Origin of the sequence: Tabrizicola piscis, from assembly GCF_003940805.1 — a bacterium.
Classification (GTDB): Bacteria; Pseudomonadota; Alphaproteobacteria; order Rhodobacterales; family Rhodobacteraceae; genus Tabrizicola; species Tabrizicola piscis.
In genome coordinates this window covers 103334-129805 of record NZ_CP034328.1, presented here as the reverse complement: position 1 = coordinate 129805, position 26472 = coordinate 103334, and the positions used below count along the sequence as shown (strand labels likewise).

General features: G+C 63.8%; 20 protein-coding genes and 1 tRNA gene. 18 read left to right on the top strand and 3 right to left on the bottom strand.

What is annotated here, in order from left to right:
• Positions 1-12 precede the first annotated feature (12 nt).
• Positions 13-1671 carry an ABC transporter permease gene (locus EI545_RS00550; protein ID WP_125323627.1) on the top strand — a complete coding sequence of 553 codons (1659 nt, stop codon included), beginning with the start codon at positions 13-15 and terminating at the stop codon, positions 1669-1671.
• Positions 1672-1713: 42 nt separating this feature from the next.
• A tRNA-Thr gene (locus tag EI545_RS00545) sits at positions 1714-1789 on the top strand.
• A 96-nt stretch (positions 1790-1885) separates the two neighbouring features.
• Here EI545_RS00545 and EI545_RS00540 read toward each other — a convergent pair.
• Both EI545_RS00540 and EI545_RS00535 read right to left on the bottom strand, forming a co-directional pair.
• Positions 1886-2224 carry a TfoX/Sxy family protein gene (locus EI545_RS00540; RefSeq protein WP_125323626.1) on the bottom strand — a complete coding sequence of 113 codons (339 nt, stop codon included), beginning with the start codon at positions 2222-2224 and terminating at the stop codon, positions 1886-1888.
• Positions 2225-2624: 400 nt separating this feature from the next.
• Complete coding sequence (locus tag EI545_RS00535) at positions 2625-2825, bottom strand: heavy-metal-associated domain-containing protein (RefSeq protein ID WP_125323624.1); 201 nt, start codon at positions 2823-2825, stop codon at positions 2625-2627.
• Between the two features lie 390 nt (positions 2826-3215).
• Here EI545_RS00535 and EI545_RS00530 point away from each other — a divergent pair, with 390 nt between their 5' ends.
• The 7 genes from EI545_RS00530 (at position 3216) to EI545_RS00500 (ending at position 16059) form a co-directional block, all read left to right on the top strand.
• The gene (locus EI545_RS00530; protein ID WP_164517168.1) at positions 3216-5609 is read left to right on the top strand and encodes a glycogen/starch/alpha-glucan phosphorylase; all 2394 of its coding nucleotides are present in this window, start codon (positions 3216-3218) and stop codon (positions 5607-5609) included.
• A 44-nt stretch (positions 5610-5653) separates the two neighbouring features.
• Entirely contained in the window at positions 5654-7816 is a 2163-nt protein-coding gene (gene glgB / locus EI545_RS00525) for a 1,4-alpha-glucan branching protein GlgB (protein ID WP_164517359.1), read from the top strand.
• Positions 7817-7855: 39 nt separating this feature from the next.
• The gene (gene glgC / locus EI545_RS00520) at positions 7856-9127 is read left to right on the top strand and encodes a glucose-1-phosphate adenylyltransferase (protein WP_125323618.1); all 1272 of its coding nucleotides are present in this window, start codon (positions 7856-7858) and stop codon (positions 9125-9127) included.
• Between the two features lie 109 nt (positions 9128-9236).
• The gene (glgA, locus tag EI545_RS00515) at positions 9237-10682 is read left to right on the top strand and encodes a glycogen synthase GlgA (protein ID WP_164517167.1); all 1446 of its coding nucleotides are present in this window, start codon (positions 9237-9239) and stop codon (positions 10680-10682) included.
• Positions 10683-10750: 68 nt separating this feature from the next.
• Positions 10751-12802: a glycogen debranching protein GlgX gene (gene glgX, locus EI545_RS00510; RefSeq protein WP_125327171.1), complete on the top strand. Its 2052-nt coding sequence runs from the start codon at positions 10751-10753 to the stop codon at positions 12800-12802.
• Positions 12799-14430, top strand: coding sequence for an alpha-D-glucose phosphate-specific phosphoglucomutase (locus EI545_RS00505; protein WP_125323617.1), 1632 nt, complete (start codon positions 12799-12801; stop codon positions 14428-14430). Before glgX ends, EI545_RS00505 begins: the two co-directional genes overlap by 4 nt.
• Positions 14431-14526: 96 nt before the next feature.
• Complete coding sequence (locus tag EI545_RS00500) at positions 14527-16059, top strand: trimethylamine methyltransferase family protein (RefSeq protein ID WP_125323615.1); 1533 nt, start codon at positions 14527-14529, stop codon at positions 16057-16059.
• 55 nt (positions 16060-16114) lie between these two features.
• Here EI545_RS00500 and EI545_RS00495 read toward each other — a convergent pair whose 3' ends face one another.
• Entirely contained in the window at positions 16115-16579 is a 465-nt protein-coding gene (locus EI545_RS00495) for a lytic transglycosylase domain-containing protein (RefSeq protein WP_125323613.1), read from the bottom strand.
• 183 nt (positions 16580-16762) lie between these two features.
• Between EI545_RS00495 and EI545_RS00490 the strand changes: the two genes are divergently transcribed.
• The 9 genes from EI545_RS00490 to pgi all read left to right on the top strand — a co-directional run bounded on the left by EI545_RS00490 (position 16763) and on the right by pgi (position 26468).
• A complete protein-coding gene (locus EI545_RS00490) occupies positions 16763-17278 on the top strand; it encodes an SRPBCC family protein (protein ID WP_125323611.1) in 516 nt (171 codons plus the stop codon).
• Positions 17279-17340: 62 nt separating this feature from the next.
• A complete protein-coding gene (locus EI545_RS00485) occupies positions 17341-17826 on the top strand; it encodes a (2Fe-2S)-binding protein (protein WP_125323609.1) in 486 nt (161 codons plus the stop codon).
• A 12-nt stretch (positions 17827-17838) separates the two neighbouring features.
• The gene (locus tag EI545_RS00480; protein ID WP_125323607.1) at positions 17839-20214 is read left to right on the top strand and encodes a xanthine dehydrogenase family protein molybdopterin-binding subunit; all 2376 of its coding nucleotides are present in this window, start codon (positions 17839-17841) and stop codon (positions 20212-20214) included.
• Between the two features lie 12 nt (positions 20215-20226).
• Positions 20227-21015, top strand: coding sequence for an FAD binding domain-containing protein (locus EI545_RS00475; RefSeq protein ID WP_125323606.1), 789 nt, complete (start codon positions 20227-20229; stop codon positions 21013-21015).
• Between the two features lie 225 nt (positions 21016-21240).
• Positions 21241-21825 (top strand): HNH endonuclease, encoded by a 585-nt coding sequence (locus EI545_RS00470; protein WP_125323605.1) that lies wholly within the window; start codon positions 21241-21243, stop codon positions 21823-21825.
• Positions 21826-21937: 112 nt separating this feature from the next.
• Positions 21938-22636, top strand: coding sequence for an MgtC/SapB family protein (locus tag EI545_RS00465; RefSeq protein WP_125323603.1), 699 nt, complete (start codon positions 21938-21940; stop codon positions 22634-22636).
• 107 nt (positions 22637-22743) lie between these two features.
• Positions 22744-24198: a glucose-6-phosphate dehydrogenase gene (gene zwf, locus EI545_RS00460; RefSeq protein WP_125323601.1), complete on the top strand. Its 1455-nt coding sequence runs from the start codon at positions 22744-22746 to the stop codon at positions 24196-24198.
• Positions 24195-24866: a 6-phosphogluconolactonase gene (gene pgl / locus EI545_RS00455; protein WP_125323600.1), complete on the top strand. Its 672-nt coding sequence runs from the start codon at positions 24195-24197 to the stop codon at positions 24864-24866. Before zwf ends, pgl begins: the two co-directional genes overlap by 4 nt.
• 3 nt (positions 24867-24869) lie before the next feature.
• Positions 24870-26468: a glucose-6-phosphate isomerase gene (gene pgi / locus EI545_RS00450; protein WP_125323599.1), complete on the top strand. Its 1599-nt coding sequence runs from the start codon at positions 24870-24872 to the stop codon at positions 26466-26468.
• Positions 26469-26472: the final 4 nt, after the last annotated feature.

Below are 26472 nucleotides of genomic sequence, written 5' to 3'. Positions count from 1 at the left end.
AGCCCCGGCAAGATGACCGACCGTTTCAGTCAACTTGCCACGCCACCCCGCCGCCTGCGGCTGGACCTCTGGACCCCGGGGGCTGTGATTATTGCGGCAGTGGTTCTGTCGCCGATCCTGTCCATCGTCTGGATCGCCTTCAATCCGGTGGAAAACATCTGGCCCCACCTGCTTGCGACGGTGCTGCCGCGGTATCTTTTGACAACGGTACTGCTGATGCTGGGCGTGGCCCTGCTGACCGCGCTGATCGGTACCGGGGCGGCCTGGTTGGTCAGCCAATACCGCTTTCCCGGACGCGACTGGCTGGCCTGGGCCCTGCTGTTCCCGCTGGCAATCCCGGCCTATGTCGGGGCCTACGCGCTGGTTGATTTTCTGGATTATGCCGGGCCACTGCAGACCGCCATGCGCGCGACCTTCGATTGGGCCTCGGCGCGGGATTACTGGTTTCCGGAAACCCGGTCGCTGTGGGCCGCTGTTCTTGTCCTGTCCCTTGCGCTTTACCCTTATGTCTATCTGCTGGCGCGGGCCGCCTACCGCGAGCAATCGGGCTGCACCTATGAGGTAGCGCGGGCCTTGGGCTGCGGCCCATGGGGGATGTTCTGGCGTGTAGGCCTGCCGCTGGCCCGCCCAGCCATCGCCGCCGGTGTGGCGCTGGCCCTGATGGAGACGGTGGCCGACTACGGCACGGTGCAGCACTTCGGGGTGCAGACGCTGACGACGGGCATCTTTTCCACCTGGCTGAATGGTGGCAATGCCGGTGGTGCGGCGCAGATTGCCGGGGTCATCCTCATGCTGATCCTTCTTCTTGTCGGGCTGGAGCGGGCAGGGCGTGGCAGCGCGCGGTTCTACCGCCTTGGCCGAGGGTCCCGCCCGATCGAGCGGCAGGCGATCCTTGGCTGGCGCCGGTGGCTCGCGACGGCGGCCTGCCTGCTGCCCTTTGCCGCTGGGTTTGTGCTGCCGGTCGGTGTGATGCTGGCCAACAGCATGGCGGCGCCCGAAGGCTGGCTTGCACCGGGGTTGATCGACGCGCTGTGGAACACACTGGTTGTCGCGGGGCTGGCCTCGCTGGCCACGGTTGGGGCCGCGCTGTTTCTGGTCTATGCGCTGCGCCAGTCGGGCTCACGGGTGGTGCGCTGGGTGCTGCCCTTGACGCTTGTCGGCTACGCCGCGCCGGGGGCCGTGCTGGCGCTTGGGCTCCTCATCCCCTTGGCGGCGGTGGATCACCGGCTTGCCGATACCGTCCTTGCGCTGACTGGTTGGGATCCGGGCCTGTTGATCACGGGCACGGCTTTTGCGCTAGGGTTGGCCTATCTGGTGCGGTTCTTCGGCATCGCCCAAGGGGCGCTTGATGCGGCTTTTGGCCGGGTCTCACCATCCCTGCCGATGGCGGCGCGTTCACTTGGGCGGACAGCAGGGGGGACGCTGGGCGCGGTCTATCTGCCCTTGATGCGCGGGTCGGTGTTCATGGCGCTGCTGGTGGTCTTTGTCGACTGCGTCAAGGAACTGCCGGCGACGTTGCTCTTGCGCCCGTTCAACTACAACACCCTGTCAACGCGGGTCTATGAACTGGCCAGCCTTGAGCGATTGTCCGAGGCCGCCCCGGCGGCGCTGGTCGTGATGGCGGTCGGACTGGTCGCCGTCGGCTTGCTCGCGCACGGGCAGCGGGACTGAACCCTTGCGGACCGGCTGCAGTGGGGGTATTTGAAGCGCGTGGCCCCTATAGCTCAGCTGGTAGAGCATCTGATTTGTAATCAGAGGGTCGGGAGTTCGAGTCTCTCTGGGGGCACCACGGCCACTCGTCCGGGTTTCGGACAGCTTTTCAGATCACTGATTTGCTTGGGGTTCGCGGTGCAGTTTCGGCATGACACCGCAGGGCCGGCTTGTCCTATTGGCGTTCCACCACGCCAAGAAAGCTGAGGGTCTGTTCAAGGTCGGCCCGCAGCTTGGCATCGCTGCGATTGAAGCCATTGCACAAAGCGTCAAAGCGTTTGCGCAGGGCTTTCTTCTCATCCCCCTTGCAGTCGTTCCACGGCCGGCCCTGCAGGCCCATCACCAGCACATAGTAGCCGATGAAATGCGGCCGCGTTCCATGGGCAAGCAGGCGACGATAGGCTTCATCCGCGCCCATCTCGTGGATTTCTTCTGCGGTCGTGATCCCGGCGCGGGCAAAGGCGATTTCAGACGCCGGGCCAAGATTGGGGATCGAGGATACGGGGTTGGGCATCGTGAAAGACCTGTCTGTGGAGGGCCAGCCTTGCGGCTGGTCCGTGGTCTTGTCAACGGCGCCTATGGCCTGCGAAGCGCCTTAGATGGAGGCCCAGTCGCGGAAGATCGGCTGACCGGCCTGTTGGGGCTTGCCCGCCGGTTGCTGGCCTTGCTGCTGCTGTTGTTGTGGGGCGGAGGACCCGCCTTGCTGGGGTTGGGAAGGGGACGTGGCCAATTGACTGCTCCGTTCGCTGGCTCTTTACGCGGTCTTGTTCCCGACATTGCGCGGAGACAGGGCCGCATCAAGCCGGGAACATGACGATTTTGCGACGATATGACCGTTCTGTGCGGCATCGGCAACAGGGCAGTGATCACATTTCGGTTTTCCCTACCTTGGCCCGAAGGATAGGCAGGCCCCTTCAGTCCAGGGCGCTGGCCGGATACCCTGCCGCGTAAAGGGCGGCCAGCAGGGCTGGCAGAGCGGCCGGGCCGGTGACAGCGGCCTTGCGGGCGGACAGGTCAACTGTCACGGCACCGGCGTCCGGAACGGCGGCAAGGGCGGCTTCAACGGCGGCCTTGCAATGGCCACAACTCATGTCGGGAATCGAAAGGGTCGTCATCGGTGGGGTCCTTCTCCTGATCCGGCCATGGTTGACCTCTGGCGGCCAAGGTCAAGCCATAGCGTCGCCCAAAGCTGCGGCATAGCCACACCCTCGATCCCGCGCAGGTGGGAGGGGGCATTGGGGATTTCCTTTGACAGCATGGGGTTGCAGTGGCAGGCTGCTCAAAGCGCTTTGAATATCGGAAATGTCTGGTGAAGCTATGGAAACGCCGTGCAGACTAGGGTACTGTTTGCGGTAACACAAAAGCGGTTTGAAGCTGCCCGTTGCCGCCCACGGTCACAGTTCCCCCCGCAAGCCCGCCTGCAAGACCGCTTGACCGCCGCCCCATGGCGCTTAGGCTTTGTGCAACCGCCTTGTTGAAAGTTTCTCCCCTTGCTGGATAGACCCGTGACCGATCTGAGTGTGACCCCAAACGTCCTGCAGGCAGATATCCTGCGCCACCTGACCTTTACCGTGGGCAAGGACGCGCCCCATGCCAGCCTGCATGACTGGCGGATGGCCCTGTCCCACGCGATCCGCGACCGGATCGTCGAGCCTTGGTTCGCGTCCACCAAGCGCACCTGGGCCGAGGACAGAAAGCGCGTCTACTACCTGTCGATGGAATTCCTGATTGGCCGCATTCTTGAAGATGCGACGATCAATCTGGGGCTTTACGATCAGGCGGCCGAGGCGATGGCGGCGGTCGGGCAGGACCTGCGCGCTGTGATCGGCGATGAACCCGACGCGGCTCTGGGGAACGGCGGGCTTGGGCGGCTTGCGGCCTGCTTCATGGAATCGATGGCGACGCTGGGCTGCCCGGCCTATGGCTATGGCATCCGGTACGAACACGGCCTCTTCCGCCAGCAGTTCGAGGCTGGCCGTCAGGTAGAGACCCCGGAAAACTGGCTGGCGCAGGAACATCCCTGGGAATTTGCGCGTCCCGAAAGCGCCTATACCATCGGGTTCAAGGGCCATGTCGAAACCCGCGATGGCCGCGACATCTGGCACCCCGCCGAAACCGTCATCGCCGAGGCGCATGATACGCCCGTGGTGGGCTGGCAAGGCAAATGGGCCAATACGCTGCGGCTCTGGGGGGCAAAGTCCACCGGGCAGTTCGATCTGGAGCGGTTCAACCGGGGTGATTACACCGCCGCGGCAGAGCCTGAGACCTTGGCCCGGACGCTCAGCCGGGTCCTTTACCCCGACGACACCACCTATCAGGGAAAGGAACTGCGCCTGAAGCAGGAATTTCTGCTGACCTCGGCAGCCTTGCAGGACATTCTGCGCCGCTATCTGGCGAACCATTCGGATCTGAAGGCGCTGCCAAGATACGTCGCGATCCAGATGAACGACACGCATCCCGCGATTGCCGGGCCGGAACTGATCCGCCTGCTGCAGGATGCCCATGGCGTGCCCTTTGATGAGGCGCTGACGATCGCGCGGGCCTGCCTGGGCTATACCAATCACACGCTTCTACCGGAAGCCCTTGAAAAATGGGCGACATTCACCTTTGGCAACGTGCTGCCGCGCCACATGCAGATTGTGGAAAAGATCGACAGCTGGCACCGCCGCGCCTATCCGAACCGGCCGCATTATGTGGGGATCGTGAAGCATCAGGAAGTGCGGATGGGGGAACTTGCCTTCATCATGAGCCACAAGGTGAACGGCGTGTCGGCGCTGCATTCGGACCTTGTGAAGCAGAACCTATTCCCCGAACTCCACCGCTTGCATCCTGGCCGGATCGTGAATCAGACCAACGGGGTCACCCCGCGGCGGTGGCTGCGGATGGCGAACAAGCCGCTGGCGGGCCTGATTACCGACACCATCGGCGCGGGCTGGGAGGCGGACCTTGATCGCCTGAAGGAGCTGGAGCCGCATGTCGAAGACGCCAGTTTCCGCGCGGTCTTTGCCGCGGCGAAGCGGGTCAACAAGGTGGAGATGTCGAACTGGGCGGGGGCGGAGATGGGAATCCAGATCTCTCCCGATGCCCTGTTTGACGTCCAGATCAAGCGCATCCACGAATACAAGCGCCAGCTTCTGAACATTCTTGAGACCATCGCGCATTGGAACAAGCTGCGCGCAAATCCCAAGGGTCCCTGGGTGCCGCGCGTCAAGGTCTTTGGGGGCAAGGCTGCCCCGGGTTATGCGGTCGCCAAGGAAATCATTCGCCTTATCAACGATGTGGCGGTTGTCATTAATGCTGATCCCGTGACGAGCGACCTGCTCAAGATCATCTACCCGCCGAACTACAACGTCAGCATGGCGGAACGGGTGATCCCGGCGGCTGACCTGTCCGAACAGATCTCGACCGCCGGGAAAGAGGCGTCGGGTACCGGCAACATGAAGTTCATGATGAACGGCGCGCCGACCATCGGCACGCTGGACGGCGCGAATGTCGAGATATTGCAAGAGGTTGGCGCCGACAACTTCTTCCTCTTCGGCCTGACCGCGGCCGAGGTGTCAAAGCGGCGCGAGGATCCTGACCACTCCAAAAAGGCGATCGAGGCGAGCCAGCCACTGCAGGACGTGCTGCAGATGATCGCCGAAGGGCGGTTCAACCCGGAAGAACCGGAACGGTATCATGGCCTTGTCCACCGGGTCTGGCACCACGACTATTTCCTCGTCGCCGCCGATTTTGACGCCTACCATGCCGCGCAGGCCGAGGTGGACAAGGCCTACGCCGACCCGGACCGCTGGTGGCGCATGGCGGCGTTGAATACGGCGCGAAGCGGGTTCTTCTCGTCCGACCGCACGATCCGCAGCTACATGGATGAAATCTGGCAGGCATCAAGCGCGTTGTGACGGGCGCACTCTGACGCGCTTTCGGGGAGGAAAGCATGGCTGAGATGACACTGGACCAAAGCGCAGCCGAGGCGATTGCCGGTGGCTGGCATGGCGACCCGTTTGCCGTCCTCGGACCGCAAAAACGCGCCAAGGGGTGGGAGATCACGGCCTTTGTCCCGGGGGCCGACCGGCTTTGGGTGCTGACCGGCAAGACCGAGGCTGAAGCGGTGCCCTATCCGGGGATTCCGGGGCTGTTCACGCATCAACTGGCGCGCAAGGTGAACTACAGGCTTCGCGCGCAAGGCCATGGCAATACTTGGGAATTTGAAGACCCGTTCCGGTTCGGCCCGGTCCTTGGCGAGTTGGATGAATACCTGCTGGGCGAAGGCACGCACCGCCGGCTGTGGCAGGTTCTCGGCGCGCATTGCATCAGCCATGAAGGGGTGGACGGTGTACATTTCGCCGTCTGGGCCCCGAACGCGGAGCGGGTTTCGGTGGTGGGTGATTTCAACATCTGGGACGGTCGCCGCCACCCGATGCGGCGGCGGGGGGCGACCGGTGTGTGGGAAACCTTCATCCCCGGTCTGGGGGAAGGCACGACCTACAAGTATGAAATCAAGGGTCCGGGCGGGCAGGTCTTGCCGCTCAAGGCCGATCCGGTCGGGTTTGGGTCTGAACATCCGCCGGCAAATGCCTCAGTCGTCAGGAAAATTGACGGCGCGTGGCAGGACGATGGCTGGATGACCAGCCGCGCCGCCGCGCATACCATTGACGCGCCGATTTCGGTCTATGAGGTGCATCTGGGGTCATGGCGGCGCGCGCCCGGCAACCGGATGCTGAGCTATCTGGAACTGGCCGAGCAATTGGTGGACTACGCCGTCGACATGGGTTTCACCCATATCGAGTGCCTGCCGGTCAGCGAGTATCCCTTTGACGGATCATGGGGATACCAGCCGGTCGGCATGTTCGCGCCCACGATCCGCCACGGAACCCCCACGGAATTCCGCGCCTTTGTCGATGCCGCGCACCGCAAGGGTCTTGGCGTGATCCTGGACTGGGTGCCGGGCCATTTCCCGACCGATGCGCATGGGCTGGGCCGCTTTGACGGCACCTCGCTTTACGAACATCAGGACCCGCGTGAGGGGTTTCATCAGGACTGGAACACCCTGATCTACAACTACGGCCGGGTAGAGGTGAAGAACTACCTCGTCTCCAACGCCTTGTATTGGCTGGAGGAATACCACATCGACGGTCTGCGTGTCGATGCCGTCGCCAGCATGCTGTACCGCGACTACAGCCGCAAGGCGGGGGAATGGATCCCGAACCTCGACGGCGGGCGCGAGAACTATGAGGCGATCGACGTCCTGCGCACGACGAACATCACCGCCTATGGTGAAGTGCCCGGGATCATGACGATTGCCGAGGAAAGCACCGCCTTTCCCGGCGTGTCGCGGCCTGCGAACTGGGGCGGGCTGGGGTTCGGGTTCAAGTGGAACATGGGCTGGATGAACGACACCCTGTCCTACATGCAGAAGGACCCGCTTTACCGCAAATACCACCACCACCAGATGACCTTCGGCATGGTCTACGCCTGGTCGGAAAATTACATCCTGCCGATCAGCCATGATGAGGTCGTGCATGGCAAAGGCTCCATGCTGTCGAAGATGCCCGGCACCGCTTGGGAGAAATTCGCCAACCTGCGCGCCTATTACGGGTTCATGTGGGCGCATCCGGGCAAGAAGCTTCTGTTCATGGGGCAAGAATTCGCCCAAGGGGCGGAATGGAACCACAACCAAAGCCTTGACTGGCATCAGCTTGATATCCTTGAACATAAGGGCATGCAGCGTCTGGTCCGCGACCTGAACCGGGTCTACCGTGAGGTCCCTGCGCTCCATGTGAACGACTGCCGGCCCGAGGGGTTTGACTGGATCGAGTCCAACGATGCCGATGCCGGGGTCTATTCCTTCGTCCGCAAGGGCAATGCGGGTGACAAGCAGGTCGTCGCGGTTATCAACATGACACCGCTGGAGCGCAAGTATCGCCTTGGTCTGCCCGCGTCGGGCAAATGGCACGAGATTCTGAACACCGACGCCGAGGCTTATGGCGGGGGCAACCGTGGCAACCTGGGAGGGGTGACCACGGAAAAGACGCCTTGGCACGGCCAGACGCAATCGGCGCTTGTCACGTTGCCGCCGCTGTCGGCAGTGTATCTGCAACAGGACTGAACTCAGGCGGGCCAAACCGCCACCCAGGGGAGGGAAAGCATGAAACCAAGACCGAACCAGCGCCTGTCATCTCAGGCCATGGCCTTCGTGCTGGCAGGCGGACGCGGCAGCCGGTTGAAAGAGCTGACCGACCGGCGCGCGAAACCTGCGGTCTATTTCGGCGGCAAGACCCGGATCATCGACTTTGCGCTGTCAAATGCGGTGAACTCGGGCATCCGGAAGATGGCGATTGCCACGCAGTACAAGGCGCACAGCCTGATCCGGCACTGCCAGCGCGGCTGGAACTTCTTTCGGGCGGAACGGAACGAATATCTGGACATCCTGCCCGCATCCCAGCGGATGGATGAGGTGAACTGGTACCGCGGCACGGCCGATGCGGTGGCGCAGAACATCGACATCATCGACAGCTACGGGATCACTTACGCAATCATCCTTGCGGGCGATCATATCTACAAGATGGATTACGAGGTGATGCTGCGCCAGCATGTCGAGGCGGGGGCCGATGTCACCATCGGTTGCCTCACCGTCCCGCGGATGGAGGCGACGGCCTTTGGCGTGATGCATGTCGACAAGTCCATGCGGATCACGGATTTTCTGGAAAAGCCGAAGGATCCGCCCGCGATCCCGGGTGATCCTGCCCATGCGCTGGCCAGCATGGGGATCTACATCTTCAACTGGGCCTTCCTGCGCGATCTGCTGATCCGGGACATGCAGGACGACAGCTCCACTCATGATTTCGGCTTCGATCTGATCCCCCATATCGTCAAGAACGGCAAGGCCGTGGCCCACAAGTTCGCCGACAGCTGCGTGATGAGCGGGCTGGAAACCGAACCCTACTGGCGCGATGTCGGAACGATTGACGCCTTCTGGCAGGCCAATATCGACCTGACGGATTTCGTCCCGAAACTGGACCTATACGACAGCGCCTGGCCGATCTGGACCTATGCCGAGATCGTGCCGCCCGCGAAGTTCATCCATGACGAGGATGGGCGCCGGGGCTCGGCGGTATCGTCGCTGGTGTCGGGCGATTGCATCGTCTCGGGCTCGGCGGTGTCGAACAGCCTGTTGTTCACCGGGTGCCGCACGCACAGCTATTCCAGTCTGGAATATGTCGTGGCGCTGCCACAGGTCATCGTCAACCGCAAGGCACAGCTGACGAAATGCGTGATCGACCGGGGGGTGGAAATTCCCGAAGGTCTGGTCGTGGGCGAGGATCCGGAAGAAGACATGAAGTGGTTCCGCCGGTCGGAAGGCGGGATCGTGTTGATCACGCAAGACATGCTTGACGCGCGGGCCAAGGCGTTGTCCTGAGAGGGCGTGACTGTGGATGCCCCGGGGGACCTTGCGTCCCCCCATGCCACCGGTTTCTTGGACCGGTGGCGAAAACGGTGGCATACCCCTGCAGGATGTTTGGGCAAAGATGAAAGGGGTTCCCATGGTTGTGCGCGGGCGGGTGCTTTCGGTGGCGTCGGAATGTGTGCCGCTGGTCAAGACCGGCGGGCTTGCCGATGTCGTGGGGGCACTGCCTGCGGCGCTGGCGGCGGTGGGCTGGGACATGCGGGTGCTGCTGCCGTGCTATCAAGGCCTGCGCGCTCAGTCGGCCGGCTGGCCGGTGGTCTGGGAGGAAGCCGACCTTTGGGGCGGACCGGGGCGCGTCCTTGCGGGGGACGTCGCGGGCATGCAGGTGCTCCTCCTGGACGCCCCGCATCTTTATGACCGCGACGGTGGCCCCTATTCCGGCCCGCGCGGCGACCATCCCGACAACGCGGTGCGGTTTGCCGCCCTAAGCTGGATTGCGGCCCGGATCGCGCGTGAGGGGTTGGAGAGTTGGAAGCCCGATGTCCTGCATGCGCATGACTGGCAGGCGGGGCTGGCTCCGGCCTATCTTGCCTATCACGGCAGTGGCGGGGTGAAATCGGTCCTGACCATCCACAACATCGCCTTTCAGGGCTGGGCAGCGGCGCATATGCTGGGCGTGCTGCGGCTGCCCGGGCATGCCTATCACCCCGAGGCTTTGGAATATTACGGCGGGATTTCCACCCTGAAGGCCGGGCTTGTCACGGCGAATTGGATCACGACCGTATCGCCCAGCTATGCGGCGGAACTGATGCGCCCCGCCTTCGGGATGGGCCTTGAAGGCGTGATCGCGGCACGCGGACCGGTGGTTTCCGGTATCCTGAACGGGGTCGACACCAGCGTCTGGGACCCGGGCGCCGAAGACCCGCCGTTCAGCGCCAAGGCACTTGCAGGCAAGGCCACGGCACGCGCGCACTTGTGCGAGGAGTTCGGGCTGGAGGTGCCGGGGCCCTTGGCCATCGTCGTCAGCCGGTTGACGGACCAGAAGGGGATCGACCTTCTGCCCGCCGTGATCCCGGATTTCGTGCTGGGCGGTGGCGGGTTGATCGTGCTTGGGTCGGGCGATCCCGGCATGGAGGGGGCGATGCGCGCCCTTGCCGCGCGGTTCCCGGGGCGGGTCGCGGTGCGGATCGGCTATGATGAAGGGCTCAGCCACCGGCTGTTTGCCGGCGCCGATGCGGTGCTGGTGCCAAGCCGGTTCGAACCCTGTGGCCTGACGCAGATGTATGGCTTGCGCTATGGCACACTTCCGGTCGTGTCGCTGGTGGGCGGGCTTGCCGATACGGTGATCGGCGCATCGCCCGCCACGATTGCGGCCGGGGTGGCCACGGGCGTGACCTTCCACCCGGTCGACGCGCTGGCCTTCGGTCAGGCGCTCACGCAATTGCTGACGCTGCATGGCCAGCCAAAGCTGTGGGCCAAGCTGCGCGCCAATGCGATGGCGCACCCGGTCGGCTGGGAAACCAGCGCCGCTGCCTATGCCGCCCTTTACGAAAGGCTGACCGCGTGACGCCACAGTCCAGCCAGCCCCCCGTACGGCTGTCCGGCCATGCTGTCGGGCCCGGTCGCCCTTGGCCGATGGGGGCCAGCTTTACCGGGGATGGCGTGAACTTCGCGGTTTTCTCCGCCCATGCCGAACGGATCGAGCTTTGCCTTTTCACCGGCGACGGCCGCAAGGAAATGGCCCGCCTGCCGATCATCGAGCGGGACGGGGACATCTGGCATATCCACGTCGGCGGGCTGACCCCGGGCACGGTCTACGGCTTTCGCGCGCACGGGCCCTATGCGCCGGAGCAGGGCCACCGCTTCAACCCGAACAAACTGCTGCTGGACCCCTATGCCCGTGCGCTGGAGGGGCGTTTGAAGTGGTCGGATGCGCTGATGGGCTACAAGATCGGCTCCTCCCGCGGGGACCTCAGCTTTGACACGCGTGACAGCGCCTTTGCGGTACCGAAGGCCGTGGTCACCGACCCCTCCTTCAGCTGGGGAACGGACACCGCCCCGCGTACCCCCCGGGTGGATACGGTGATCTACGAGGCGCATGTAAAGTCGCTGACCGCGCTTCATGGCGGCGTGGAAAAGGGGCTGCGCGGCACCTATCTGGGCCTGTGTTCAGACCCGGTGATCGACCACCTCCAAAAGCTGGGCGTGACGGCGATTGAACTTCTGCCGGTGCAGGCATTCATCGACGACCGGTTTCTGGTGGCCAAGGGCCTGCGCAACCACTGGGGCTACAACACGCTGGCCTTCTTTGCGCCCGAACCCCGCTACATGTCGAAAGGCGCGCTGTGGGAGTTTCAGACCATGGTCCGCCGGTTCCATTCGGCGGGGATCGAGGTCATCCTGGACGTGGTCTACAACCACACCGCCGAGGGCGATGAATGGGGCCCGACGCTGGCGTTTCGGGGCCTGGACAATGCCAGCTACTACCGGCTTGCGGGCGGCGGGCGGCATTATGTGAATGACGCGGGCACCGGCAACACGCTGAACCTGACGCATCCGATGGTGCTGCGGATGGTCATGGATTCGCTGCGCTACTGGGTGGAATTTGCCCATGTCGACGGCTTCCGCTTTGACCTTGCCACCGCCCTTGGCCGTGAGGCGCATGGGTTTGACCCGAATGGCGGGTTCTTCGATGCCATCCGGCAGGACCCGACCCTGAGCCGCGTCAAGCTGATCGCCGAGCCTTGGGACATCGGCCCCGGCGGCTATCAGCTTGGGGCCTATCCGCACCCGTTTCACGAATGGAACGACAGGTTCCGCGATGGCGTGCGGCGGTTCTGGAAGGGCGACGCCGGGATGACCCGCGACCTTGCCGCGCGCGTTCTGGGCAGTGCCGACCGGTTCGATCATTCCGGGCGGGCGGCGACCTCATCGGTCAATTTCATCACCAGCCATGACGGCTTCACGCTGGAGGATCTGGTCAGCTTCACCATCAAGCGCAACTTCGCGAATGGTGAAGATAACCGCGACGGCCACCACGAAAACCACTCGGACAACCTTGGGGTCGAGGGGCCGACGAAGGACCCCAAGGTGCTGGCGGCGCGGGGGCTGCGGAAGCGCAACCTGTTGGCCACGCTGCTGCTGGCGCAAGGCGTGCCGATGCTGCTGGCCGGGGATGAGATTGGCCACAGTCAGGGCGGCAACAACAACGCATATGCGCAAGACAATGAAACCAGCTGGATCGACTGGACCAGCCGGGATGAAGACCTTCTCGGCTTCGTCCAACGGCTGATCGCACTGCGCCGGTCCTTGCCTGTCCTACGGCAACGCCGGTTTCTGCATGCCCGGCAGCGGCCCTCGGATACGATACCGGATGTGATCTGGCGGCGGGCCGATGGCACCGTGCCGCAGTCCGAAGAATGGCACGACCCGGCTTTCCGCTGCTTGTGCGTCGAGCTTCGCATGGCGGCCGAAGGCGGCGATCCGACGCCCGATGCAGTCTTTGCCGTCTTCAACAGCGGCCCGGCCACTGCGCTCTACCTGCCCGACAGTGCCCCGGGGTGGGAGCTGCTGCTGGACACCACACGCCCGGACCTGCCGCCGGGGGCCGCCTTCACCGAAGCGCCCGCGCAATCCGTACTGCTGTTTCGGTCCCTGACCGGCACGCCAAAGGGAGGCAAACCATGACCCAAGTGACCACAGTCGCCACCGCCCCGATCGCCGGGCAAAAGCCGGGCACGTCGGGCCTGCGCAAGAAGACCCCGGTCTTCATGGGGCGCCATTATCTGGAGAATTTCGTACAAGCGATCTTCGATGTGGTTGGCTCTGCCGGCAAGACCTTCGTTCTGGGCGGCGACGGGCGCTATTTCAACGACCGCGCGGCGCAGGTGATCCTGCGGATGGCGGCGGCGAATGGGGCTGCGCGGGTGATCGTGGGGCAGGGGGCGATCCTGTCCACCCCCGCCGCCAGCCACCTGATCCGGCTGAACAAGACCGATGGTGGGATCATCATGAGCGCCTCCCACAACCCCGGCGGGCCGGAGGAGGATTTCGGCGTCAAGTTCAACATGCCGAACGGCGGGCCAGCCCCCGAAGGCGTGACCGAGGCGATGTATCAGCGCACGACCACGATCACCGAATACAAGGTGCTTGAGGCGCAGGATGTGGATCTTGCGGCCATCGGACGGCACCAGTTGGGCGGCATGATCGTCGACGTGGTCGATCCGGTGGCGGACTACGCCACCCTGATGGAAAGCCTTTTCGATTTCCCGGCGCTGCGCAGCATGTTTGCCAATGGCTTCCGGATGCGGATGGACTCCATGTGTGCGGTCACCGGGCCCTATGCGGTGGAGATACTGGAAAACCAACTTGGGGCAGCCAAGGGCACTTGCGTCAACGCCACCCCCTTGCCGGATTTCGGCGGGATGCACCCCGACCCGAACCCGACCTGGGCCAAGGCGCTTATGGATGAGATGTTCTCGGACGCGGCCCCCGATTTCGGCGCGGCAAGCGATGGCGACGGGGACCGCAACATGGTAGTGGGGCGGGAGGTCTATGTTTCGCCCTCTGACAGTCTTGCCGTGCTGGCGGCCAACGCGCATCTGGCACCCGGCTATGCCAAGGGCCTGAAGGGTGTGGCCCGGTCCATGCCAACCTCAGCCGCTGCGGACCGCGTGGCGGATGCGCTGGGGATCGGCAAGTATGAAACCCCGACCGGCTGGAAGTTCTTCGGCAACCTTCTTGACGCCGGAATGGCGACGATCTGCGGCGAGGAATCCTTTGGCACCGGGTCCGACCATGTGCGCGAAAAGGACGGGCTCTGGGCAATCCTTCTGTGGCTGAACATCCTTGCGGTCAGAAAGCAGTCCGTTGCAGAGATCCTGAAGGACCACTGGGCCACCTACGGCCGCAACTACTATAGCCGCCACGATTTCGAGGCGATCGAAGTCGCCAAGGCCGACGCGATGTTCGCGGCGCTGCGCGGGTCGCTGGCCACTCTGCCGGGCCGCGTGGTGGAGGGGATGACGATTACCGCCGCCGACGATCTCGCCTATACCGACCCCGTGGATGGGTCGGTCAGCCAGAAGCAGGGCGTGCGGGTGATGTTTGGCGATGGCAGCCGCATCGTCTACCGCCTGTCCGGCACCGGCACCGAAGGCGCGACGCTGCGGGTCTATCTGGAACGCTATGCCGCCGGGCCCTCCGGGCTTGACCTTGACGCGCAAGAGGCCCTGGCCCCGGTCATCCGTGCAGCGCATGACTTGGCGGGGATTGCCGCCCATACCGGCCGCACCGCACCCGATGTGGTGACCTGAGGCGCAATGTGGCTGCGCAATGTCGCGGATTGACCAGACTCAAGGTTCGTTTGCGACAAACCTGACACCTATGTCGAGTTTGACGGAGGGGCGGCAATGGGCGAGGTCAGGGTAAGGTCAGGCCGTCAGGCGCGACAGGCGGAACGGGCACAGAAGGGCGGTGGGGTCGGTCGGCCCTATATCGTCCGCAATATCCCGACCTATGACGTGCTGTCCGAAGAGAACCTGCTTCGCATCGAGGCAGCGGCGGATCGGGTGCTGGCGGAAACCGGCATCGAATTCCGCGATGACCCCGCGTCGCTCGACCACTGGAAGCGCGCGGGCGCCGATGTGCAGGGCCTGCTGGTCAAGTTCCCGCCCGGCATGCTGCGCGAGATCCTGAAATCCGCCCCGGCCGAATTTACCCAGCACGCCCGCAACCCGGCCAATTCGGTTCGGATCGGGGGGAAGAACGTCGTCTTCTCGCCCGCCTATGGCAGCCCCTTCGTGATGGACCTTGATCGCGGCCGCCGGTTCGGCACGATCGAGGACTTTCGCAACTTCATCATGCTCGCGCAATCAAGCCCGAACTTCCACCATTCGGGCGGCACGATCTGCGAACCCACCGACGTGCCGGTGAACAAGCGCCACCTGGATATGGTCATGGCGCATATCGAACTATCGGATCGGCCGTTCATGGGCTCTGTCACCGCCGAGGAACGGTCGGAAGACAGCATCGAGATGACGCGCATTGTCTTTGGTGAGGCGTTTGTGAACGATCATTGCGTTATCCTCGGCAATGTGAACGTCAATTCACCTTTGGTCTGGGATTGCACGATGACCAAATCCCTGCGCGCCTATGCGCGGGCCAATCAGGCGGCGGTGATCGTGCCCTTCATCCTTGGCGGGGCGATGGGTCCGGTGACCAACGCCGGCGGGATTGTGCAATCGCTGGCCGAAACGATGGCCGGCTGTGCACTGACGCAGCTGGAACGCAAAGGCGCGCCGGTGATCTTTGGCAACTTCCTGTCGTCGATGTCTTTGCGGTCAGGCTCACCGACTTTCGGGACGCCAGAGCCTGCGATTGGCAGTCAGGTCATCGGGCAACTGGCGCGGCGGCTGAACCTGCCGCTGCGCTGCGCGGGGAACTTCACCACGTCAAAGCTGCCGGACGGGCAGGCGATGATGGAAGGCACGATGTCGATGCTGTCGGCGGTGCATTGCGGGGCGAACTTCATCCTGCATTCGGCGGGGTTCCTCGATGGCTTGCTGTCGATGTCCTACGAGAAATTCATGATGGACGCCGACCTCTGCGGCGCGCTGCATGCCTATCTGGACGGGATCAAGATCGACGACGATCAGCTTGCCGTGGACGCCTTTGCCGAGGTTGGTCCGGGCAACCATTTCTTTGGCTGCAGCCACACGATGAAACATTACGAGACTGCGTTCTGGGACTCTGATCTCTCGGACAATGAGCCGTTCGAGAAATGGGAAGCGGCGGGGTCCACCGATGCGGCGACCCGGGCGAACAAGCTGTGGAAGAAGCGGCTTGCCGAATTTGAGGCCCCGGCCTTGGACGAGGGCATCCGCGACGGGCTGCAGGATTTCGTGGCACGGCGCAAGGCCGATGCTGCAGACGCCTGGTACTGACGCGGGCCAAAATCCTTCGAAGGATTTTGCAAATCTTTTCGAAAAGATTTGGCTCTCAGGCGCGCAGGCCGGTCTCTTCCAGAAGACCCAGGCGCTTGGCCTCATAATAGTAGCCGCGCGCGTACCAGCCGATGGCCTCGTCTTGATCCCCGCGGGCGACAAGCCAAGCACCGCGCAGATAGCGCCCGGCGTAGCGCAGATTGGTTTCGGGATCGAGCAGATCGGACGCATCGCCCCGAAACCCCATGGTGCGCGCGGTTTGCGGCAGGATCTGCATCAGCCCGTAGTAGGGCCCATTTCGCGCGCGGGGGTTGTAGTCGCTTTCGCGCTGGATCACCCGGTGCAGCAGGCTTTCCGGAATCTGGTGCTCCTCCGCAGACCTTCGGATCAAGGCCCGCAGTTCCGGCGTCTCGCCCGGATGCAGATCGCCGCGCGAAGTCTGGGGGGGTTGGCGCCGCGAACAGCCGGCAAGCACGGCGCTGGCGGCAAGAAGCAGAAGGGCACGGCGGGAAACAGGCATGGCACGGGCTTTCGTTTTGACGGTGCCAGATAGCGGGGCCGCACCGTTGCTGGCAAGGGCCGCGGCACACAACTGGCAAGAAGCAGCCGGGATCGCGCAATTTTGTGTCGGAAGCGGTGAGATTCTTCTTAGCCCTTGCAAAGTTTCGCTTACTCTCACCGCAAGGGAGCGAGGGAATCGTCAATGAAGCTGAGCGACACCCGCGACATCGGCGCGGATCCTGCCATCGTGTGGCGGGCCATTCTTGACCCGGAGGTGCTGAAGGCCTGCATTCCGGGGTGTCAAAGCCTTACCGGCTCGGTCGCCGACGGGTATGAGGCGGTGGTCAAGCAAAAGGTTGGCCCCGTCAGCGCCACCTTCACGGGCCTTGTCCAGCTGTCCGACATTGTCGAAGGCGCAAGCCTGCGGATCTCGGGCGAGGGGAAGGGTGGTGTCGCGGGCTTTGCCAAGGGCGGGGCGAACGTGACGCTGGACCCGATCCCCGAAGGCACGCGGCTAAGCTATGATGTCGAGGCATCGGTCGGCGGCAAGATCGCCCAGCTGGGCAGCCGCATCATCGATGGCTTTGCCAAGAAGATGGCCGATGAGTTTTTCACCCGCTTTCAGGAGGCGGTCGAAGGTCCGGAAGATGAACCGGAACCGACCGAAACCACGGCGGATGCACCAAAGAAGGGCTGGTTCAAACGCCTGATCGGCTGAAATCGCGGGCCGATACAGCGGCCCCGCACCGTTACCAAGGATGTCCCAAGGGAGGGGAAAGCATGACAAAAGTCAGCATGACCGTGAACGGCCGCGCCGTCTCGGCCGAGACTGAAGGGCGGACACTCCTGTCCGCCTATTTGCGCGAAGGGCTGCGCCTGACCGGCACCCATGTCGGTTGTGATACGTCGCAATGCGGCGCCTGCGTGGTGCATGTCGATGGCAAGCCGGTGAAAAGCTGCACGGTCTTCGCGCAGGACGTGGCCGGCGCCGATGTGCGGACGATCGAAGGGATGGCGAATGCGGACGGCTCGCTTGGCGTGATCCAGCAGGCGTTTCAGGACCACCACGGACTGCAATGCGGGTTCTGCACGCCGGGCATGGTGATGTCTGCAGCGGCCTTGCTGGCTGAGAACCCAAAGCCAAGCGAACAGGACGTGCGCCACTACTTGGACGGCAACATCTGCCGCTGCACGGGATACCACAACATCGTCAAGGCCGTGATGGCTGCCTCCGGGCAGGACGTCAGCGCCTTGGCCGCCGAATAAGGGGGAAAGACGATGCCGAAGGATCATGGAATTGGCGCAAGCTCGAAGCGCCGTGAGGATGTCCGCTTTCTGACCGGGAAGGGTGTCTATACCGACGACATGAACATCTCCGGGCAGGCCCATGCGGTGATGGTGCGGTCCAATGTGGCGCATGGCCGGATCGTGCGCGTCGCGACCGAGGAAGCTGCGGCGATGCCCGGCGTTCTTGCCATCTTCACCGGTGAGGATTTCGCCGCCGTCGGGGGCAACCCGGCAGGCTGGCTGATCAACAGCCGCGACGGCACCCCGATGCGCGAACCCAAGCGACCAGTGCTGGCGCATGGCAAGGTCCGCCATGTGGGCGACGCCTATGCCGCCGTCATTGCCGACACCTACCAGCAGGCCCGCGACGCCGCACAGGTGATCGCGGACAACAGCCAGATCGACGAACTGCCTGCCATCGTCAACATGGCCGACGCCGTGGCCAATGCCTCCAACCGCGTGCATGACGAAATCCCCGACAACCTTTGCTTTGACTGGGGCTGGATCGAGGATAACCGCGCCGCAGTGGACGCGGCGATCAAGGCCGCCCCGCATGTCACCACACTGGAACTGGTGAACAACCGGCTAGTGCCGAATGCGATGGAACCCCGCGCCAGCATTGGTGAATTCTTCCCCGGCACGGGCGATTACAAGCTGACCACGACCAGTCAGAACCCGCATCTGACACGGCTTCTGGTGGCGGCGTTTGTCATGGGCATCCCGGAAAACAAGCTGCAAGTCGTGGCCCCGGATGTGGGCGGCGGCTTCGGGTCGAAGATCTATCACTACGGCGAAGAGGCGCTGGTGCTGGCGGCGGCCAAGAAACTGGCCCGCCCGGTGCGCTGGACGGCGGAACGGTCAGAATCCTTCCTGACCGACGCGCATGGCCGCGACCATGTGACGAAGATCGAGCTGGCAAGCGACCTTGAGGGCAACATCCTTGCCATCCGCACCGAAACATTGGCCAACGTCGGCGCGTATCTGTCGAACTTCTCGACCGCGACGCCGACCTTCCTGCATGGCACGCTAATGTCCGGGCCCTACAAGGTGCCGCATGTCTATGTGAACGTGAAGACCGTGTTCACCAACACCGCCCCCGTCGATGCCTATCGTGGCGCGGGTCGCCCCGAGGCGACCTATTCGCTGGAGCGTGTCATCGACAAGATGTGCCGCGAGCTTGGCCTTGATCCGTTCGACGTGCGGCGCAAGAACCTGCTGACGCCCGACCAGTTCCCCTATCAGTCGCCCGTAGGCCTGCTTTACGATACTGGCAACTATCAGGCGACGCTGGACAAGGCGATTGAGATGGCCGACGTCGCCGGCTTCGAAAAGCGCGCCGCCGCCTCCAAGGCCAAGGGCAAACTGCGCGGCATGGGGCTTTCCACCTGGATCGAGGCTTGCGGGATCGCGCCGTCCAACCTCGTGGGTGTCCTTGGCAGCCGCGTCGGGCTTTACGACGCTGCGACCGTGCGGGTGAACGCGACCGGCAACCTTTCCGTTATGGTCGGCGCTCACAGTCATGGGCAGGGGCATGAGACGGTCTTTGCCCAGATCGTCGCCGACAAGCTGGGGATCCCGGAATCCTCCGTCGAAATCGTCCATGGCGATACGGCGCGCATTCCGTTCGGAATGGGCTCCTACGGGTCGCGCAGCCTTGCGGTCTGCGGCACGGCGATGGACAAGGCGCTCGACAAGATCATCGCCAAGGGCAAGAAGATCGCCGCCCACATGCTGGAAGCAGCAGAAGGCGACATCACCTTTGGTGACGGCAAGTTTTCCGTGGCCGGCACCGACAAGGCCAAGACTTTCGGCGAAATTGCCTTCAGCGCCTATGTCCCGCACAACTACCCGCTGGAAACGCTGGAACCGGGGCTGGAGGAAACCGCCTTCTACGACCCCGCCAACTTCACCTATCCCGCAGGCGCCTATATCTGCGAGGTTGAGGTGGACGAAGGCACCGGCAAGGTCGATGTGGTGGCCTTCCACTGCGCCGATGACTTCGGCAACATCATGAACCCGATGATCGTCGAAGGTCAGGTGCATGGCGGCGTCGGGCAGGGGATCGGCCAGGCCCTGTGCGAGTTCACGACCTATGACGAAAACGGCCAGCTTCTGACCGGGTCCTACATGGATTACGCCATGCCAAGGGCCGAGGATGTGCCGTTCTACAACGTGGACTATTCCTGCCAGACGCCCTGCACGCACAATCCCTTGGGCGTGAAAGGCTGTGGTGAGGCGGGGGCCATCGGCTCCCCCCCCGCCGTCGTCAACGCGGTGATCGACGCGCTGCACCGTGGCGGCCACAAGGTTGCGCATATCGACATGCCGGTCTCGCCCTCGCGGGTGTGGTCGGCGATGAACGCGTGAGGGGAGGATACCATGCACAACTTTGACTTCGTGAAGCCCTCGACCATCGCGGATGCGGTAAAGGCCATGGGCGGCGACGGCGCGCAGGCGCTGTCGGGCGGGCAAACCCTGATCCCGACGATGAAGCAGCGGCTGGCCGCGCCCACGGTGCTGGTCAGCCTGACCGGCATCGGTGAGATGAAGGGCGTCTGCATGGGCGACGGGGGCCTGCATATCGGGGCCGCCACACCGCATGCGGTCGTGGCACATGAAGCGGCAGCGCAGTACCCGGCGCTGGCGGCTTTGGCAGGCGGCATTGGTGACCCCGCAGTGCGGTCGCGCGGCACCATCGGCGGCAGCCTGGCGAACAACGACCCGGCGGCCTGCTATCCGGCAGGGGTGCTGGGGTCCGGCGCGACAGTGGTCACCAACAAACGCAAGATCGCTGCGGATGACTACTTTCAGGGCATGTTCACCACTGCGCTGGAAGAAGGGGAGATCATCACCTCCGTTGTTTTCCCGATCCCGCAGAAGGCGGCCTATGTAAAGTTCAACCAGCCCGCCAGCCGCTTTGCCCTGACCGCAGTCTTCGTGGCGAAATATGCGGATGGGGTACGGGTGGCCGTCACCGGGGCATCGGCCGGCGGGGTCTTCCGCTGGACGGATGCCGAGGCGGCGCTGTCGGCGAACTTCTCTGCCAGTGCGATTGCCGGATTGACGGCGGATGCCGGTGACATGATCGGCGATCTGCATGGCTCGCAAGCCTATCGTGCCAATCTGGTCAAGGTCCTGACCGGCCGCGCGGTCACCGCCGCCGGCTAAGCCGTTCCACAAACGATCGACGGCCCCGGAAGAAACCCTTCCGGGGCCGTTGTCATTTGCCTGTCACCGATCTGGGGCATCCAGTCTGTGGATAAACCCCAAGATGTCGCAGGCGCTTGGGGGTTGCGCGGGCGGAAACGCCAGATATAGTTTGCGGTGTCGGGGCGGGCTCCCCCCGCCCTGTCGCCAGAACGGCAACGGGCAAAGCTGGGAGTCTTTGACGGAATGGACGGCGATTTCAGAACTCACTTCGTGCGCGATCCCGCAGCACTGAAGCACTACCCGGCCCTGGTGCTGAACGCCGATTACCGGCCGCTCAGCTATTACCCGCTCAGCCTCTGGCCCTGGCAAGAGGCGATCAAGGCTGCCGTCCTGGACCGGGTGCAGATCGTCGCCGAATATGACCAGGTGGTGCACAGCCAGCGACAGGTGTTCCGGATACCCTCGGTCGTCGTGCTGAAAGACTATGTGAAACCCCAGAAGCGCGTGGCATTCACGCGCTTCAATCTTTTTCTGCGGGACGAATTCTGCTGCCAGTACTGCGGTGCCAAGGGCGATCTGACCTTTGACCATGTCCTGCCCCGGTCCAAGGGCGGGATCACGTCCTGGGAAAACGTGGTTGCCGCCTGCAGCCCATGCAACCTTCGCAAGGGGTCACGTACGCTCAAGCAGGCCGGGATGTTCCTGAACCGCCACCCCCGTGCGCCATCAGCCGAAGAAATGCAGGCGCATGGCCGCCGTTTTCCGCCCAACCACCTGCACGAAAGCTGGATGGATTATCTGTACTGGGACGCAGAGCTGGAGGCTTAAGGCTCCGGGCGCGGGTTCGGCCCTTCGCCGGACTTTCGTCATATAATCGTTACAAAACATTTACATTGACCGTGCCGCATGATCCGATGCCGGAAAAGCATCGGGGAATATCGTGGTCGTCGCACTCGAAACAGCCGCAATCAACCTGTTCACGGCCCTCGCTTGCGGGGCGGTGATCGGGTCGGAACGTCAGGTCCGACAGCGGATGGCGGGGCTGCGGACCAACGCCCTTGTTGCCCTTGGAGCGGCAAGTTTCGTCACCTTTTCAGGGCTTTACCCGGATGAGGTCAGCCCAACCCGCGTCGCCGCGCAGATCGTGTCGGGCATCGGTTTCCTTGGGGCCGGCATCATCTTTCGCGACGGGTTCAACGTCCACGGGCTGAACACGGCGGCAACGCTGTGGTGTTCGGCAGGCGTGGGCATGATGGCCGGGGCAGGGGCCTGGGACTTCGCGCTGTTGCTGACCGGCATGGTCGTCTTCGTGAACCTGGGCCTGCGCCCGCTGGTCAAATGGCTGAAGCGTCGCACCCGGGCCGGGCTTCCGGTGACCCGCGCCTACCGCGTGATCCTGACCGTGACCGAAGCCCAGGAACCCGAAGCACGCAGTCTGGTGCTGCGCACGCTGTCCTTGGGCGGGTTGCACCTCAGCGAGATTGGCGTTGCCGTCGCCGAAGACGGGCGGGGTCTGGACCTGTCTGCGACGGTGACTGCCGAAGGCGCGGGCGACCTTGCGCTGGAACAAGCCGTTCAGCGCCTAGCCGCCGAACCGGGCCTGATGCGGGTACGCTGGCTGGCGCTTGAGGACGGCTGACCCCCGCCTGCGGTTCCTAACAGCGCGCAGCGGTGCTAGACATGCGGACGGGCAGCCTGTAGAAGGACGCCGTTAGCGCTAACAGATGCTACCCCGAGGAGACGATCATGGTTTCGCGAGTCATTCCGGTGGATGTCTTCGATCTGGTGATCTTCGGCGCCACTGGCGATCTCGCCCGCCGCAAGATCCTTCCCGGCCTTTACCGCCGCTTTCTGGCAGGCCAAATGCCAGATGACAGCCGGATCATCGGGGCCGCCCGCGCCGATCTGACCAACGACGCCTTTTGTGAACAGGTGCGCGCCGCGATCACGGAGTTTGTGCCAAAAGACCGGCAGGACCCTGCTGTGATTGACGCCTTCCTCGCACGGCTGGCCTATGTCCCGATTGACGCCACCGGCACCAATGGCTGGGCTGCGCTTAAGGCCCTGATGCGGCCAAACGTGGTGCGGGCCTTCTACTTCTCGGTCGCTCCCAGCCTGTTCGGTGATATCGCCAGCCGGCTGCACGACCACGGCATCGCCGATGCCTGGAGCCGGATCGTCGTGGAAAAGCCGTTCGGGCGTGACCTTGCAAGCGCGCGGGCCCTGAACGCAGCCTTGGCTCAGCATTTCAGCGAAGCGCAGATTTACCGGATCGATCATTACCTTGGCAAGGAAACCGTCCAGAACCTTATGGCGGTCCGCTTTGCCAACATCCTGTTCGAACCGCTGTGGAAGGCCGAATACGTCGATCACGTCCAGATCACCGTGGCCGAAACCGTGGGCGTGAACGGTCGCGGGGCCTATTACGACAAGTCCGGCGCCATGCGGGACATGGTGCAGAACCACATGATGCAGCTGCTCTGCCTCATCGCGATGGAGCCGCCCTATCACTTTGACCCCGACGCCGTGCGGGATGAAAAGCTCAAGGTGATCCGCGCTCTGAAGCCGGTGCAGCCGGAAGACATCGTGCGCGGCCAATACGGGGCTGGCAGCGGCGACAAGGGCTATGTCGCGCATAGCGAAAACCCGGCATCGAAGACGGAAAGCTACATTGCCCTCAAGGTGAATGTGTCCAACTGGCGCTGGCAGGGCGTGCCCTTCTACCTGCGCACCGGCAAACGCCTGCGGGCCCGCGCGTCCGAGATTGCCATCACCTTCAAGCAACCGCCCCACGCGATCTTTGACGATGCCAAGGGCTGGCGCGAAAACGTGCTGGTGATCCGGCTGCAACCGAACGAAGGCATGAACCTGATGGTGATGATCAAGGAACCGGGACCGGGCGGCATGCGCCTGATGCAGGTGCCTCTCGACATGTCCTTCGCTGCCGTGCTGGGGGACGAGGCCGAGGAAACCCCCGACGCCTACGAACGTCTGATCATGGACGTGATCCGCGGCAACCAGACCCTGTTCATGCGCGGGGATGAGGTCGAAGCTGCCTGGGCCTGGACCGATCCGATCATCGAAGGCTGGGAAGCGCGCGGTGACAAGCCCCAGACCTATGATCCGGGATCCTCGGGGCCAGAGGATGCGTTGATGCTCATGCACCGCGACGGACGCCGGTGGCGGGAGATCAAGGAATGAATCTGCAAACCTACCCTGACCGCGAAATGATGATGCTGTCGCTCGCGGACAAGATCGCCGGGCAACTGGGCGAATTTCTGCGCCGCGATGGCAAGGCCACGCTGTCTGTCCCCGGCGGCACGACCCCGGGTCCGGTCTTCGATACGCTCTCGGGCGTGGATCTGGATTGGGCCAATGTTGCCGTGGTTCTGAACGACGAACGCTGGGTGCCGGAAAGCAGTGACCGGTCAAACACCCGTCTGGTACGGGAACGCCTGATCCGCGGTCGGGCCGCTCAGGCCCGGCTGATCCCGCTTTACGCCCCCGCTGACGCGCCGGAGGAGATGCTTGAAGCGCTGTCCGACGGTGTCCGGCCGCATCTGCCGATCTCGGTCCTGCTGCTTGGCATGGGAACCGACATGCACACCGCAAGCCTCTTTCCCGGCGCCGACAAACTGGACGAGGCGCTGTCCCCCCAAGCCCCGATCCTCATGGCCCTGCGCGCCGAAGCGGCGGGGGAACCGCGCATCACCCTGACCGCGCCGGTGCTGCAAGCGGCCTACAACATCCACATCCTGATCACCGGCGCAGAAAAGCGCGCGGCGGTCGAACGGGCAGCCAGCCTGCCCCCGAAGGACGCGCCCGTCCGGGCCGTTCTGGACAACGCAACCGTGCATTGGGCGGAGTGAGTGATGACCAAATGGGCCCCGCTACAGGCACAGCACGCTGCGAGCATTGACCGGCATATCCTTGATCTCTTTGACGAAACCCGGGCCTCGGTGTTTTCGGTCACGGCCGACGGGATGCTGTTTGACTATTCCAAGACCAATATCGACTCAGCCACCCGCGACGCGCTGATCGCACTGGCCGATTGCTCCGGCGTTGCCGAAAAGCGGGCCGCGATGTTTGCCGGCGAAAAGATCAACCTGACCGAAGGCCGCGCCGTGCTGCATGTGGCGCTGCGGGCCGGGCCAGATGCGGTGATCCGGGTGGATGGTCAGGACGTCTTGCCCGAGGTGCGCCGGATTCGGGCCGATTGTGCGGCCTTTGCCCGCGACGTGCGGTCGGGTGCCTATACGGGGCAGGGCGGCAAGATCACCGATGTTGTCAACATCGGCATCGGCGGGTCAGACCTTGGCCCCGCAATGGCCACGCTTGCGCTGGCACCGTTCCATGATGGGCCCCGTGTCCACTTCGTGTCCAACGTCGACGGGGCGCATATCGCCGACACGCTGAACGGCCTGAACCCGGAAACGACGCTGGTGCTCGTCGCCTCAAAGACCTTCACCACGATCGAAACGATGACCAACGCCGACACCGCAAAGCGCTGGATGGCGGCAAAGGTGGCCAATCCTGCCGCCCAGTTCGCCGCCGTCAGCACCGCCGGTGACAAGACCGCCGCCTACGGCATTGATCCTGCAAGGGTTTTCGGGTTTGAAGACTGGGTCGGCGGGCGCTATTCAATGTGGGGCCCGATCGGCCTGTCGCTGATGATCGCCGTGGGACCCGAGGCGTTTGACCAGTTCCTCGCCGGTGGCCGGGCGATGGACACCCACTTTCTCACCGCACCGTTTGCCGACAACATGCCGGTGATGCTGGCCCTTGTCGGCCTCTGGCACAACCAGATCTGCGGCCACGCCACCCGCGCGGTTTTGCCCTATGATCAGAGGCTTGCGCGGCTTCCTGCATACCTTCAGCAGCTTGAGATGGAATCAAACGGCAAGCGCGTCGCCATCGACGGCAGCGATCTTCCCACCCACTCTGGCCCCGTGGTCTGGGGCGAACCCGGCACCAACGGCCAGCACGCCTTTTACCAGCTGATCCATCAAGGCACCCGCGTCGTGCCCTGTGAATTCCTCGTCGCCCGCAAGGGACATGAGCCTGACCTTGCCCACCAGCACCTCCTCCTCGTATCGAACTGCCTTGCACAGGCCGAGGCGCTGCTGCGTGGTCGCAGCCTCGTCGAAGCCCGCGCCATCATGGCCAAGAAGGGACTGACCGGGGCCGAGCTTGAACAGCAGGCCCGCCACCGGGTCTTTCCCGGCAACCGGCCCTCAACCGTCTTGGCCTATGATCAGCTGACCCCCTTCACCCTGGGCCAGATCATCGCGCTTTACGAACACCGCGTGTTTGTCGAAGGGGTGATCCTCGGGCTCAATTCCTATGACCAGTGGGGCGTGGAACTGGGCAAGGAACTGGCCTTGGCCCTGCAACCGGTGCTGGAAGGCCGCACTACGACCGAGGGCAAGGATGGCTCCACCGCCGCGCTTGTCTCGTTCCTGCGCCGCTGAATTT